The organism is Kitasatospora sp. SC0581 (genome assembly GCF_048159585.1).
GTDB lineage: Bacteria > Actinomycetota > Actinomycetes > Streptomycetales > Streptomycetaceae > Kitasatospora.
Window position 1 is genome coordinate 260,091 of sequence record NZ_JBLRWA010000006.1, and the last position, 13,643, is coordinate 273,733.

The 13,643-nt window shown below is 74.1% G+C and carries 13 protein-coding genes; 11 read left to right on the forward strand and 2 right to left on the reverse strand.

Annotated elements, in window-relative coordinates; genetic code table 11:
* Positions 1 to 29: 29 nt before the first annotated feature.
* The 7 genes from ACLWS4_RS13675 to ACLWS4_RS13705 all read left to right on the forward strand — a co-directional run bounded on the left by ACLWS4_RS13675 (position 30) and on the right by ACLWS4_RS13705 (position 7,354).
* Positions 30 to 707 carry a uracil-DNA glycosylase gene (locus ACLWS4_RS13675; RefSeq protein ID WP_049659571.1) on the forward strand — a complete coding sequence of 226 codons (678 nt, stop codon included), beginning with the start codon at positions 30 to 32 and terminating at the stop codon, positions 705 to 707.
* A 362-nt stretch (positions 708 to 1,069) separates the two neighbouring features.
* Positions 1,070 to 2,095: an SCO1860 family LAETG-anchored protein gene (locus ACLWS4_RS13680; protein ID WP_416874232.1), complete on the forward strand. Its 1,026-nt coding sequence runs from the start codon at positions 1,070 to 1,072 to the stop codon at positions 2,093 to 2,095.
* Between the two features lie 287 nt (positions 2,096 to 2,382).
* On the forward strand, positions 2,383 to 3,405 hold the full coding sequence (gene glnII / locus ACLWS4_RS13685; protein ID WP_074001642.1) for a glutamine synthetase: 1,023 nt from the start codon (positions 2,383 to 2,385) through the stop codon (positions 3,403 to 3,405).
* A gap of 220 nt (positions 3,406 to 3,625) precedes the next feature.
* The gene (locus ACLWS4_RS13690; protein WP_416874233.1) at positions 3,626 to 4,234 is read left to right on the forward strand and encodes a hypothetical protein; all 609 of its coding nucleotides are present in this window, start codon (positions 3,626 to 3,628) and stop codon (positions 4,232 to 4,234) included.
* A 193-nt stretch (positions 4,235 to 4,427) separates the two neighbouring features.
* Positions 4,428 to 5,525: an LLM class flavin-dependent oxidoreductase gene (locus ACLWS4_RS13695; RefSeq protein ID WP_117490022.1), complete on the forward strand. Its 1,098-nt coding sequence runs from the start codon at positions 4,428 to 4,430 to the stop codon at positions 5,523 to 5,525.
* Positions 5,526 to 5,596: 71 nt separating this feature from the next.
* The gene (locus ACLWS4_RS13700) at positions 5,597 to 6,190 is read left to right on the forward strand and encodes a hypothetical protein (protein ID WP_049656658.1); all 594 of its coding nucleotides are present in this window, start codon (positions 5,597 to 5,599) and stop codon (positions 6,188 to 6,190) included.
* A 96-nt stretch (positions 6,191 to 6,286) separates the two neighbouring features.
* Positions 6,287 to 7,354: a cobalamin-independent methionine synthase II family protein gene (locus ACLWS4_RS13705; RefSeq protein ID WP_049656656.1), complete on the forward strand. Its 1,068-nt coding sequence runs from the start codon at positions 6,287 to 6,289 to the stop codon at positions 7,352 to 7,354.
* 114 nt (positions 7,355 to 7,468) lie between these two features.
* Here ACLWS4_RS13705 and cobC read toward each other — a convergent pair whose 3' ends face one another.
* Together cobC and ACLWS4_RS13715 are read right to left on the reverse strand one after the other, a co-directional pair.
* Entirely contained in the window at positions 7,469 to 8,515 is a 1,047-nt protein-coding gene (gene cobC / locus ACLWS4_RS13710) for an Rv2231c family pyridoxal phosphate-dependent protein CobC (protein WP_416874234.1), read from the reverse strand.
* 69 nt (positions 8,516 to 8,584) lie between these two features.
* Complete coding sequence (locus tag ACLWS4_RS13715) at positions 8,585 to 9,052, reverse strand: cobalamin biosynthesis protein (protein WP_388045963.1); 468 nt, start codon at positions 9,050 to 9,052, stop codon at positions 8,585 to 8,587.
* A gap of 272 nt (positions 9,053 to 9,324) precedes the next feature.
* Between ACLWS4_RS13715 and ACLWS4_RS13720 the strand changes: the two genes are divergently transcribed.
* From ACLWS4_RS13720 to ACLWS4_RS13735, 4 genes are all read left to right on the forward strand, one after another.
* Positions 9,325 to 10,290 carry an alkaline phosphatase family protein gene (locus tag ACLWS4_RS13720; RefSeq protein WP_380737306.1) on the forward strand — a complete coding sequence of 322 codons (966 nt, stop codon included), beginning with the start codon at positions 9,325 to 9,327 and terminating at the stop codon, positions 10,288 to 10,290.
* A gap of 5 nt (positions 10,291 to 10,295) precedes the next feature.
* Positions 10,296 to 11,690, forward strand: coding sequence for an MFS transporter (locus ACLWS4_RS13725; RefSeq protein WP_416874235.1), 1,395 nt, complete (start codon positions 10,296 to 10,298; stop codon positions 11,688 to 11,690).
* Positions 11,687 to 12,718, forward strand: coding sequence for a TolB family protein (locus tag ACLWS4_RS13730; protein ID WP_387969837.1), 1,032 nt, complete (start codon positions 11,687 to 11,689; stop codon positions 12,716 to 12,718). The genes ACLWS4_RS13725 and ACLWS4_RS13730 overlap by 4 nt, the downstream gene beginning before the upstream one ends.
* A 122-nt stretch (positions 12,719 to 12,840) precedes the next feature.
* A complete protein-coding gene (locus tag ACLWS4_RS13735; RefSeq protein ID WP_416874236.1) occupies positions 12,841 to 13,629 on the forward strand; it encodes a hypothetical protein in 789 nt (262 codons plus the stop codon).
* Positions 13,630 to 13,643: the final 14 nt, after the last annotated feature.

Below are 13,643 nucleotides of genomic sequence, written 5' to 3' on the forward strand. Positions count from 1 at the left end.
TGTCGGTGTAGGCCGATAGGGTGGCGACCATGGCACCGCGTCCACTGAACGAGATCGTCGAGCCCGGCTGGGCCACCGCCCTGGAACCCGTCGCCGGACGGGTCGCCGCGATGGGCGACTTCCTGCGCTCCGAGCTGACCGCAGGCCGTACCTACCTGCCCTCCGGCCCGAACGTGCTGCGCGCCTTCCAGCAGCCCTTCGCCGACGTGCGGGTGCTGATCGTCGGGCAGGACCCGTACCCGACCCCCGGCCACGCCGTCGGGCTCAGCTTCTCGGTGGCGCCGGAGGTGCGGCCGATCCCGGCCAGCCTGATCAACATCTACCGGGAGTACGGCACCGACCTGGGCCTGCCGGAGCCGTCCAACGGGGACCTCACCCCGTGGACGAACCAGGGCGTGCTGCTGCTCAACCGGGTGCTCACCGTCCAGCCGCGCAAGAGCGGCGGGCACCGGGGCAAGGGCTGGGAGGCGGTCACCGAGCAGGCGATCCGGGCGCTGGTGGCGCGCGGCGGCCCGCTGGTGGCGATCCTGTGGGGGAGCGACGCCCGCAACCTGCGGCCGCTGCTGGGCAACGTCCCGTCGGTGGAGTCGGTCCACCCCAGCCCGATGTCGGCCGACCGCGGCTTCTTCGGCTCGCGGCCGTTCAGCCGGGCCAACGAGCTGCTGGTGCGGCAGGGGGCGCAGCCGGTGGACTGGCGGCTGCCCTAGGGCCTGTCGTCGAACTCGCGTCTGCGGGGCGCCGCTCCCCCAGCCTTCGGCCGGGAGGTACCCCCAGGGCACAAGCGCACCTCGCCGCGTTGTCGTCGGTCGCCAATGGCCCCCAGCCTTCGGCCGGGAGGTGCCCCCACCGCAGTGGCTCCCTCCTCCGCCTTGCGATGCACGCACCCCAACGCCGCCCCGCCCGCCCTCCGGGCGGACGACGGGAGTTCGACGACAGGCCCTAGCAGAGATGGGTCAGCGCAGAACGCCAATCTCACTCCAACGGGTGAAATGACGTTCTGTGTTACTCATGTGACGGATTGTTCGAGAAGACTGGCGGCTCATCGTTTCATCTGTGTGGGGGTACCGCCTTGTCTTCTCGCCCGTCTTCGGCCTCGTCTTCGCGCCCGTCCGCTTGCCCGTCCGCTCGCCGAATCGTTTCCGCCGCCGCGGCCACCGCCGTGGTGGCGAGCTCACTGCTCACCGCCGCGCCCGTCCAGGCGGCCGAGCCCGCCCCGTCGTCGCCCGGTAAGGCGCGCGCCGTCACCGCCGAACTCGACCTGGACGTCAGCCTGTTGAACAAGGCGGTGGACGTCCCGGTGAACATCGCGCTGAACAAGGTGGAGTCGCCGGCGCAGCGCGACGGCTCGATCCTGACCGCCACGGTGGCCGGGGTGGACCAGACGGGCCCCGTCACCCTGGTCAAGGCGGACGTCGGCAAGTCGGTCACCCGCGTCGACGCCAAGGGCGCCACCGCCTCCGTCAAGCTGGTCAACGCCGACGTGCACGCCCCCGGCCTGCCCGCCACCGCGCTGCTCGGCCTGGAGGCGATGAGCGCCGAGGCCAGCTGTCCGGTGGACGGGCAGCCCACCGCCGACGTGGTCGCGCCGCTCAAGCTCAGCGTGCTCGGCAAGCCGATCACCGTCGGCCTGTACGGGCCGACCAAGGTGGACGTGCCGCTGGTCGGCAGCGTCTCGGTGGAGTTCTCCAAGAAGACCGTCACCACGACCACCGCCGCCGCCTCCGCCCTGGAGGTGCAGGTGGAGGTGAACCCGCTCAACCTGAACGTCGCAAAGGTCACCGGGAAGGTCACCGTCGCCTCGGTGAGCTGTGAGAAGCCCTCCGGGCCGGCGGCCACCCCGTCCGGCCCGGCCACCCAGAGCGCCGCGCCCACCAGCGCGCCCGCCGTCGAGCCGGTCGCCGACACCACCGCCTCGCGCACCCCCGTTCCGCAGGCCGCGGTGGAGAAGCCGGAGAAGTCGGAGAAGCTGGCCGCCACCGGCGGCAGCAGCGCCACCGGCCCGCTGGCCGCGGGGGCCGCCGCCCTGGTCGCGGGCGGGGCGGCCGCGCTGTGGGCCACCCGGCGCCGTCGCGCCGCGCACGCCCGCCGGCACTGACCGGGCGGCGGTACTGACCGCCCGCCGGTACTGACCGTCCGCCGGTACTGACCGTGTGGCTCCGCTGACCACGGGGTGGCGCTGATCATGCGTCGTCACTGAAAGTACCGGCATCGTCACTCATGGCACCCGGGATGGCGGGAGTGTCGCCCCCGGCACTCCCGCACCGTGACCGTGCCAATGCGGACGGTTGGTTCACCTGCGCGTTACACAAGAGGAACAACCGGGAAACGGCGGCTTGCGACGCTACGCGGGCACCCACCACCCAGCAATGCGAGGGACACGCAGTGGCAATCAAGGCCGAGTACATCTGGATCGACGGCACCAAGCCGACCGCGAAGCTCCGTTCCAAGACTCGCGTCCTGCCCAACGCCGACAAGATCCCGACCTGGGGCTTCGACGGTTCCTCGACCAGCCAGGCCGAGGGCCACGCCTCGGACCGCGTGCTGGACCCGGTGCGGGTGACGCCGGACCCGATCCGCGGCGGCGACAACATCCTGGTCCTCTGCGAGGTCCTGGAGACGGACGGCACCCCGCACGTCTCCAACACCCGCGCCCTGCTGCGCGAGGTCGCCGAGAAGTACGCCTCGCAGGAGTCGATCTTCGGCATCGAGCAGGAGTACACCTTCTTCAAGGGCTCCCGCCCGCTCGGCTTCCCGGAGGGCGGCTTCCCGGCCCCGCAGGGCGGCTACTACTGCGGCGTCGGCGCCGAGGAGGTCTTCGGCCGCGAGATCGTCGAGCTGCACCTGGACCGCTGCATCGACGCCGGCCTGGCCATCTGCGGCATCAACGCCGAGGTCATGCCCGGCCAGTGGGAGTTCCAGATCGGCCCGGTCGACGCGCTGACCGTCTCGGACGACATGTGGATCGCCCGCTACCTGCTGTACCGCACCGCCGAGGAGTTCGGCATCGACGCCACCCTCGACGCCAAGCCGGCCCGCGGTGACTGGAACGGTGCGGGCGCCCACACCAACTTCTCCACCAAGGCGATGCGCGAGGGCTACGACGCCATCATCACCGCCTGCGAGTCGCTCGGCACCTCGCAGGAGAAGGTGCTGGAGCACGTCAACCAGTACGGCCACGACATCCAGTCGCGCCTCACGGGCAAGCACGAGACCGCCCCGTGGAACGTCTACAGCTACGGCGTCTCCGACCGCGGCGCCTCGGTGCGCATCCCGTGGCAGGTCGAGGTGGACAAGAAGGGCTACATCGAGGACCGTCGCCCGAACGCCAACGTCGACCCCTACGTCGTCACCCGGCTCCTGATCAACACCTGCTGCGAGGCCCTGGAGAAGGCCGGCCAGGTCTGATCCGCCGCGTCTCCTGAGCAGTCCGCCGGGCCTCCCCTCCACGCGAGGGGAGGCCCGGCGGCGTTCCGGTCGGCTCCGCGAAATCGGCGGACCAGCCGTTGAACTCGGCCGAGCGGGGCTCCCGTTGCTACCGGAGAGGGCCCGACGGGCGGGCGCCGGGAAGCGCTCGCGCGCCGACCGGTCGCCGCCCGCGGCCCGAACCGTTCACTCAGGAGCGTTCATGAAGAAGATCCAGGCGGCCCTCGTCTCCGCCGCCGCCCTCGCGGGCATCGGGCTGGCCGCGGCTGCGGCTCCCGCCTCGGCCGCCGGCGGGACCACCGCCACCACGCCGGGCGTGCCGATCACGGTGCCGGGCGTTCCCTCGCCGGGTGCGCCGACCACGGTGCCGGGCGCTCCCAGGCCGGGCGTGCCGATCACGCCGGGCAAGCCGGCCGGGCCGGGTGTGGCGCAGGGCCTCGCCGTCGAGCCGGCCGGTTCCGGGAGCACCCCCGTGCCGGGTGTCACGACCTGCAGCGACCGACTGTTCGGCGGCACGTTCTACTGCGGCGGCAGCTACGGCAGCGGGGCGACCTTCTTCGACTTCCGGGACGGCACCCGCCTGATCCTGGTGATCGGCACCAACCACGCGGTGTACACGCGGTCGACCATCGCCAACTCCACCAAGCTGACCGACTGGAAGTCCCTCGGCGGCAGCATGGCCGGCAAGGTCGAGATCACCGCGGCGACCATGGGCGGCGCCTTCCGCATCGACGTGCCCGGCGCCGACGGCCGGACCTGGTCCCGGGCCCGGGACGCCAACGGCAGCTGGACCGGCTGGACGGCGCGGTAGCGAGCCGGTTCCGGCCGGGTCTTGATCGGGGTGGGGCGGTCCCGGAGAATCGGGCCATGACTGCTCCGGACCGCCCCCTCCTCGTGCGCCGTCTGCACGTGGACCTGGGGCGGGTGTGGGCGGACGGGTGTCGCGGTCGGCGGGTTCCGTCAACCGACCGCAGGCAGTACCGGCCCCAGGAGTGTGTCCGTCCATGGCTCTCACCTTCCACTGGTTCCTCCCCACCAACGGCGACAGCCGGCTGATCGTCGGCGGCGGGCACGGCTCCACGCCCGGCACGGCCGGCTCGGACCGGCCGCCGAGCGTCGGCTACCTCGGCCAGATCGCCCGCAGCGCCGAGCAGTTGGGCTTCGAGGGGGTGCTGACGCCGACCGGGGCCTGGTGCGAGGACGCCTGGCTGACCACCGCGATGCTCAGCCAGGTGACCGAGCGGCTGAAGTACCTGGTGGCGTTCCGGCCCGGGCAGATCAGCCCGACGCTGGCCGCGCAGATGGCCGCCACCTACCAGCGGCAGTCCGGCGGGCGGCTGCTGCTCAACGTGGTGACCGGCGGGGAGTCCGCCGAGCAGCGCGCCTACGGGGACTTCCTGGACAAGGACGCCCGGTACGCGCGGACCGGGGAGTTCCTGGGCATCACCCGGCGGCTCTGGGCGGGGGAGACGGTCGACCACCACGGGCCGCACCTGCGGGTCGAGGGGGCGCGGCTGAACCGGCTGCCGGACCCGGTCCCGGCGGTGTACTTCGGCGGCTCCTCCCCGGCCGCCGGCGACGTCGCCGCCGAGCACGCGGACGTCTACCTGACCTGGGGCGAACCGCCCGCCCAGGTCCGGGAGAAGATCCGCTGGATCCGCGGCCTGGCCGCCGCCCGGGGCCGGACCGTACGGTTCGGCATCCGGCTGCACGTGATCACCCGGGACACCGCCGCCCAGGCCTGGGCGGAGACCGAACGGCTGCTCGCCGCGATGGACCCGGAGCGGGTGCGGGAGACCCAGCGGGCGCTCGCCCGGAGCGAGTCGGAGGGCCAGCGGCGGATGCTCGCGCTGCACGGCGGCTCGGCGCAGCGGCTGGAGGTGTACCCCGGACTGTGGGCCGGCATCGGGCTGCTGCGCGGCGGCGCCGGCACGGCGCTGGTGGGCAGCCACCGGGAGGTCGCGGACCTGATCTGCGAGTACCACGGGCTGGGCGTCGACGAGTTCGTGCTGAGCGGGATGCCGCACCTGGAGGAGGCGTACTGGTTCGGCGAGGGCGTGCTCCCGCTGCTCGCCGCCCGCAACCTGTGGTCCCGCCCGTAGCGGGCGCCCGCTCCGCGCGTCGACCCGCAAACCGCTGGTCAAGCGCCCCCGCCGGACCGAGAATTCATGGCATGACCCAGCAGCCCCTGCTCCTCCTCGACGTGGACGGACCGCTCAACCCCTACGCCGCGCCGAAGCGGAGGCCCGAGGGCTACGCCACCCACCGGCTGCGCCCCTCCTGGTGGGTGGCGAAGCAGGAGCACCTGGCGGCGGTCCAGGCCCGGCAGGCGACCCGCGCCAGGCACGCCAAGCCCCCCGCCGTCCGGGTCAAGCCGCTGCGGGTCTGGCTCAACCCCTCGCACGGCGCGGAACTGCTGGCACTGCCCTACGAACTGGTGTGGGCCACCGGCTGGATGGGCGACGCGAACACCCACATAGGCCCGCACCTGGGCCTGCCCGAACTCCCGTACATCAGCTGGTCCGACCTGTTCGGCGAGGCGCGGGACGGGCTGCACTGGAAGACCAGGGACGTGGTCGCCTGGGCCGCCGGGCGCCCGTTCGTCTGGGTCGACGACGAACTCGGCCCGCGGGACGAGGAGTGGATCGAGGCGAACCACCCCGGCCCGGCGCTCGCCCTGCACGTCAACCCCCGACTCGGCCTGCTCGCCGACGACTTCGCCACGCTACGGGATTGGGCGGAGGGGTGTGCTGTTCCAGGGGCGTGAACGGAGAAGAGTGGGGCGCGCGAGGTGTGAACGGTCGAGCGGAGTGCGCCGAGCGCCCCGTTGTGCTCGGGGCGCCGCCCTTTCTACCGTCCCGTCATGACCATTCTCACGGAGCCCATCGGCAGCATCCCCCGGCCGAGCACTCTGCTGAACGCCCTGACCGAACACGCCGAGGGGCGGCTGTCCGACGCCGACCTGAAGAAGCTGCAGGACGAGGCCACCGCCGACACCCTGGCCAGGCTGGCGGAGCTCGGCTGCCCCGTCCTGGTGGACGGCGAGCAGGCGAAGCCGAGCTTCGTCACGTACCCCCTCGCCGGGCTGACCTCCCTCGCCGGGGACGGCGCCGTCATCCCCTTCGCCGACGGACACACCCGGCAGCTGCCGCGGCTGACCGCCGGACCCTTCCGGTACCGGGTCCGTGCCGAGACCTATCTGCGCGACGCCCTGCGGCACACCTCGCAGCCCGTCAAGCAGGCCGTCATCGCACCCTCCGCGCTCAGCCTGCTCTACCCCGCCGACGGCATCGACGGGTACTCGCGCGAGAACTTCCTGGAGGACCTGGCCGACGAGGCCGAGGCCGACATTCGCGGCTGCCTGGACGCGGGCGCCCACGTCGTCCAACTCGACTTCACCGAGGCCCGGTTGTCGCTCAAGCTGGACCCGTCGGGCAGTCTGCTGGACGACTTCGTGGCCCTCAACAACCAGGTGCTCGACCGGTTCGCCGAGGAGGAGCGGGCCCGCCTCGGCGTGCACACCTGCCCGGGCGGGGACCAGGACTCCACCCACAGCCTGGACGTCGACTACGCCGAGCTGTTGCCGAAGCTCTTCCGGCTCAGGGTCGGCAACTTCTACGTGCAGCTGGCGAGCGAGGCCGACCCCGACCGCGTGCTCGCCGTCATCGCGGATCAACTCCGCCCCGGAATCCGGGTGTTCGTCGGAGTGACCGACCCGATCGACCCCAGGGTGGAGACCCCGGAGGAGGTGCGGGACCGGGTGCTGGCCGCAGCCCGGCACATCCCGGTCGACCAGCTCGGCACGACCGACGACTGTGGATTCTCACCGTTCGCAGACGACGCCTCCACCTCGCGGGACACCGCCTTCGCCAAGATCGCGGCCCGCGTGAAGGGCACCGCCCTGGCGGCGGAGGCGCTCGGGCTCCAGTAGCGCTCGCTGGGTCGGCCGGGGGTGGGCTGTTGTGCGTCCGTCCGCCTGCCCGTCCGCCCGTCCTGACGGGTGGGTGGACGGACGGCGGCCGGGGGTGGGCTGCTGTTGCGCCGGTCAGGCCGAACCGAGCACGGCCTCAAGGGCGTTGAGGAACCGGTCGGTGGTCGCCTCGTCCCGGACGGCGATCCGCAGCCACTCCTCGCCCAGCCCCGGGAAGGTGTCCCCGCGCCGGACGGCGAAGCCGTGCTCGCGCAGCCGCCGCCGGACCGCCGCCGCGTCGGGCAGCCGTACCAGGACGAAGGAGGCGGCCGGTTCGCCGTACAGTCGCACCGACGGGAAGGCGGCCAGGCCCTTCACCAAGTGCTCGCGCCAGAGCGCCAGTTCGGCCGCCGCCAGCTCCGCCTCGGCGAGCGCCGCCGGGCCGCTGCACGCCTCGGCGGCGGCCAGTGCCGGGGTGGAGACCGGCCAGAGCGGCTGGGCGGCGCCGAGGTCGGCGATCAGCGGTGCGGGTCCGAGCGCGTAGCCGATCCGCAGTCCGGCCAGCCCCCAGGTCTTGGTGAGGCTGCGCAGCACGACGACCCGGCCGGGCAGGTCCCGGGCGGAGGCGAGGGACTCCCGCTCGCCCGGGACGGTGTCCATGAACGCCTCGTCCACCACCAGGGTGCGCCCCGGCCGGGCCAGTGCGGCGACGGCCTCGGCGGGGTGCAGCACGGAGGTCGGGTTGGTCGGGTTGCCGAGGACGACCAGGTCCGCCTCCTCGGGGACGGCGCCCAGCCGGAAGCCGTCCCCGGGGGAGAGCAGTACCCGGTGCACCCGGTGCCCGGCGTCCCGCAGGGCCGCCTCCGGCTCGGTGAACTGGGGGTGCACCACGACGATGTGACGTGGCGTCAGTACCCGCGCCAGCAGGACGAAGGCCTCCGCCGCCCCCGAGGTGAGCAGCACCTCCTCGACCGGGCGGGCGTGCCGAGCGGCCACGGCGGCGCGTGCGGCGCTCTGGTCGGGGTAGGCGGCGAGGTCGCCGAGGGTGGCCGCGAGGTGCTCGCGCAGCCAGGCGGGGGGAGTGCCGGTGCGGACGTTGACGGCGAGGTCGACCAGGCCGAGCCCGTCGGCGCGCACCTCGGCGTCGCCGTGGTGGCGCAGGTCGGGTTCGGGGGCGGTCACGCGGGGTCTCCTCGCTGGGTGGTGCGGCTGGTTCGGGTGGTCGCGACTGGTGGTGGACGTGATGCGGTTCTACGGGCCGGGTGGTGCGGCGGGCCGCGGGTCGTCGCCGAGGTCGAGCGGTGCGAGCCGTCCGTGCGCCGCCGCCCGGGCGATCGCGACCGTGGCCCGCGCCGACTTCCGCTTGGTGACCACGAGCCGGCCCCCCGGCGCGCTCGCCAGCGCTGCGGCCTCGGCCACGCTCGCGGTGCCGACGGCCGTACCGACGGCGGCGGAGGGGTTCGGCACCGGCACGCCCGCGAGCGCCTCGGGCGGGTGCTCGTCCACGGGTACGCCGGTGAGGTGGTCGGCTGCCCAGCGCACCGCCGGGTGGTCCGCCTTGCCCGCCACGGTGGCCAGCCGGGCCACCTCGGAGCGGTCCAGCCCGGCCTCCCGGAGGGTGTCCGTCAGCAGCCGCAGCACCTCGGTCCGCTCGGCGCCGCTGCTCGCGCCGATCCCGACCACCAGGGTGCGGGGGACGACGGCGACCAGTCCGCTCACGTGCCGCACCCTTTCGTCCCAAACTCCGGTGATCCCACCACGCCCGGGCGGAACGGGTCAATCGCGGCGGGTGTGAGATCCGACGCCGGTGCCGTCGCCGCTCCCGACGCCCCTCCCGATGTCCTTCCCGATGCTCTTCCCGACGCCGCCGGTCCGCCGGGGCGCGGCAGCTGTTCGCCTGTTCTTCACTTGTCTTGTGCGGTACACGTCACCGCGGCACTCCTACTGTTCTCGGCGCTCCCGCCAGGAAGCCCCGACATCCGGAGGACCCCATGGCCTTCGCACGACTGCGCACCCCCGGCACCCCCTCTTCCGCCGTCGCCCCCCTCCCGCGCCCCGGCCGCCGCCGGCCGCGCCCGCTCCGCCCGCTCACCGCGCTGGCCGCCGGCCTCGGCCTGGTCGCCGGCTCGCTCGGCCTCTGGGCCGCCGGCGGCAGCGCGGCCGCCGACACCGCCGCGGGCGCCGCCGCCGGCCTGCCCGCGCCCGACCACGTGGTCGTCGTCGTCCTGGAGAACCACGCCTACTCCCAGGTGATCGGCAGCTCCAAGGCCCCGTACATCAACACCACCCTGGTGGCCGGCGGCGCGACGCTGACCCAGTCCTACGCGCTCACCCACCCCAGCCAGCCCAACTACTACATGCTGTTCTCCGGCAGCTCCCAGGGCATCGTGGACGACGGCTGCGTGGACGTCGGCGCCCTGCAGCAGCCCAACCTCGCGTCCGAGCTGATCGGCGCCGGCCAGACCTGGGCCAGCTACAACGAGGGCCTGCCCGGCCCCGGCGCCACCGATTGCAGCAGCGGCAACTACGCCCAGAAGCACAACCCGTGGTTCGGCTTCGGCAACGTGCCCACCTCCAGCGCGTACGGCATGGACGCGTTCCCGAGCGACTACAGCACCCTGCCGAAGGTCTCCTTCGTCGTCCCGGACCTCTGCGACGACATGCACGACTGCTCCGTCGGCACCGGCGACTCCTGGCTCCAGGCCAACCTCGACGGGTACGCGCAGTGGGCGAAGAGCCACAACAGCCTGCTCCTGCTCACCTTCGACGAGGACAACAAGCTGTCCGGCAACCGCATCCCGACCCTCGTCTACGGCGCCCACGTCGCCCCCGGCAGCAGCACCGCCACCACGTACAACCACTACGACGTGCTGCACACCCTGGAGGACCTGGCCGGGGTCAACGCCCACGCGGGCAACTCGGCCGGCGCCGCCGACATCACCGGAATCTGGAACTGACGCCCGTGTACGTCGCGGACTCCCGCAGCTCGAAGGCCCCCGCCGCCCCGACCGCCGCCGACGCGGCCCCCCTCGGGGCGGCCCCCGCGCCGGCCGCCGGTCGGGCGCGGCGGGGCGCCGTGCCGGGGGCGGTCCTCGCCCTCGGCACGGTCAGCCTGGTCACCGACATCTCCTCCGAGATGGTCACCGCCGTCCTCCCGCTCTACCTGCTCACCGGGCTCGGCCTCTCCCCGCTCGGCTTCGGCCTGCTCGACGGCATCCAGAACGGCTTCAGCGCGCTGGTCCGGCTGGTCGGCGGCCACCTCTCGGACCGCCGCGGCCGCGACGGCGCCGCCCGCCACAAGGCCGTCGCGGCCGTCGGGTACGGGCTGTCCGCGCTGTGCCGGCCGCTGCTGCTGTTCGTCCACACCGTGCCGCTGATCGGCGCCGTGATCGCCGTCGACCGCACCGGCAAGGGCCTGCGCACCGCGCCCCGGGACGCGATGATCTCGCTCGCCACCGAACCCGCCCACCGCGGCCGGGCGTTCGGGGTGCACCGGGCGATGGACACGGCCGGGGCCCTGCTCGGCCCGCTCACCGCCTTCCTGGTGCTGCGGCTGGCCGGCGGCCCGCTGCTCGCCGACGGCGGCGAACGGCACGGCTACGACGCGGTGTTCACGGTCAGCTCGTGCGTCGCGGCGCTCGGCGTGCTGATCCTGCTGCTGTTCGTGCCGAACCGGCAGCAGGGCGACGACGCCTCGGCGCCCGCCCCCTCGCTGCGCGCTAGCCTCACCCTGCTGCGGCTGCCGGGGCTGCGCCGGCTGACGCTCTGCGCCGTCCTGCTCGGCCTCACCACCGTCAGCGACTCCTTCCTCTACCTGCTGGTCCAGCGCCGACTGGACCTGCCCGTCGACCTGTTCCCGCTGCTGCCGCTGGGCACCGCCGCGGCTTTCCTGCTGCTCGCCGTCCCGCTCGGCGCGCTCGCCGACCGGATCGGCCGCCACCGGCTCTTCCTCGCCGGGCACGGGGTGCTGCTGCTCGCGTACGGGCTGCTGCTCTCGCCGCTGCGGGGGCTGCCGGCGGTGCTCTGCGTGCTGGCGCTGCACGGCACCTTCTACGCGGCCACCGACGGCGTGCTCGCCGCGGCGGCCGCCGACGCCGTACCCGCCGAGCAGCGCGGCGCCGGGCTGGCCCTGGTCGGCACCGGGCAGGCGCTGGCCCGGTTCGCCTGCTCGCTGCTGTTCGGCGCGCTGTGGGGCGCGGTCGGCGGCTCGGCGGCGCTGGGCTGGTCGGCGGGGGCGCTGGCGCTGTGCGTGCTCGGCGCGGCGGCGGTGCTGCGCCGGTCCGAGCCCTCCGCCGCGGCGGTGCCGCACCTGTCCGAACCCGTCGTCGTGAAGCCCCCGGAGGAGAAGAACCGATGAACCTGCGGAACCGGACCAGGGTGATCATCCTGCTGGTCGCCGTCGTGCTGCTCGGCGCGGTCGGCACCGGGGCCGTCCTCTACGCCGCCGACCGCACCGCCCGCCGGGACCAGGCCCAGCCCGGCGGGCCGTCCGTCGCGTCCGGCCCGGTGTCACTACAGGTGCAGTCCGGCGGACGACAGCTGTTGTTCCGCAACATGGCCTGGGGCCCGCACCGGGACGAGATCACCACCGTCGCCGCCGACCACCCGGACGGCCCGCGCACCGCCTCGGGCGTCCAGTGCCTGCGCTTCCACGCCGCCGCCGGCACCGGCATCTGCCTCCAGGCCCAGCACGGCGCGCTGGAGGACACCTACCGCGCCGTCGTCCTGGACGACCACCTGCGCGAGCTCCGCTCGTTCCCGGCGGCCGGCATCCCCACCCGCTCCCGGGTCTCGCCGTCCGGGCACCTCGCCGCCTGGACGGTCTTCGTCAGCGGCGACTCGTACGCGGGCAGCGACTTCTCCACCCGCACCTCGATCGTGGACGTCCGGGACTGGAACCTGCGGGAGAACCTGGAGGACTTCGCGGTCGTCCTGGACGGCCGCCCGTACCAGGCGCACGACATCAACATCTGGGGCGTCACCTTCGCCGACGACACCACCTTCTACGCCACCCTCGCCAGCGCCGGGCAGACCCACCTCGTCCGCGGCGACCTCACCGCCCGCACCCTCACCGCCCTGCACGACAACGTCGAGTGCCCCTCGCTCTCCCCGGACGGCACCCGCGTCGCGTACAAGAAGCGCGTCCCCGGCCTGCCCGCCGACGCCCCGTGGCGGCTGTACGTGCTCGACCTCGCCACCATGACCGAGACCGCCACCGCCGAGCAGCGCAACATCGACGACCAGGCGCTCTGGTCCGGCGACGGCACCCTGGTCTACGCCCTGCCCGGCGACTACGGCGCCGACCTGTGGACCGTCCCGGCGGACGGTTCGGGCCGCGCGGAGCCGGTCACCAAGGCCGCGGTCGCCCCCGCCTACCTGGGCTGAGGAACTCTCGGCTACCGTCCCACGTCGAGCAGAGTGTGACGTCCCGATCAGGCACCTCGAACAAATGTCCTGATCAGACGTCCTGATCGAGCGTTCTGACCGAACGGGGGAGCAAGACAACCGTGGACGGCATCCCACCCGAGCGCACGGTGACCGACTCGTGGCCTGCCCTGCACGGCCGCCCGGTCCTGCGGCGCACCGTCGCCGTCGGGCTGGTGCTGTGCGTGTCCGTCGCCGCCGCCCTCGTGGTGCGCGGCGTCAACGCGCTCACCGCCGGCGGCACCGGCCGCGAGACCGACCGCGACCGCGCCGAACGCCTGGCCGGGCTCCACCCCTCCCAGCACCCCGGCGTCGGCCGCTTCTACGTCCCCGTCGGCGCCGTCTACACCCACACCTCCGACGGCGCCCCGGTCGCCTACCTGCACTACCGCCTCGGCGGCGGCCGGGCCCCCGGCCTCGGCGACTTCCTCAGCGCCTACGACCTCCCCGCGCCCGGCCCGGTCGCCCCGCTGCCCGCCGACCTGCTCGCCGCCCTCGGCGGCGACGAGCCGGCCGAGGCTCCGGAACTCCCCGACTCCCCGCCGCCGCCCGTCGCCACCCCCTCCCCCTCGGCCACCCCCGCTCCCGCCGAGAGCCCGTCCCCGGAGGCCACCCCCGCCCCGGAGTCCGACGACCCCCTCGCCGAGCCCGCCGACCCCGCCGACCCGGCCCCCGTGGTCGCCCCCGCCCCGGACCCGGTCCCGGACGAGCCCGCCGCCCCGGACGAGCCCACCCCGAGCCCCACCTGGACCCCCACCCCCAGCCCCACCGCCCTCCCCACCCACACCCCCACCGCCCGCCGCATCTACGTCGCCACCATCTCCGGCGGCCTCCCCGGCGCCGCCGACATCTACATCCGCGCCACCGGCTGACCCTGGCCGTCCAC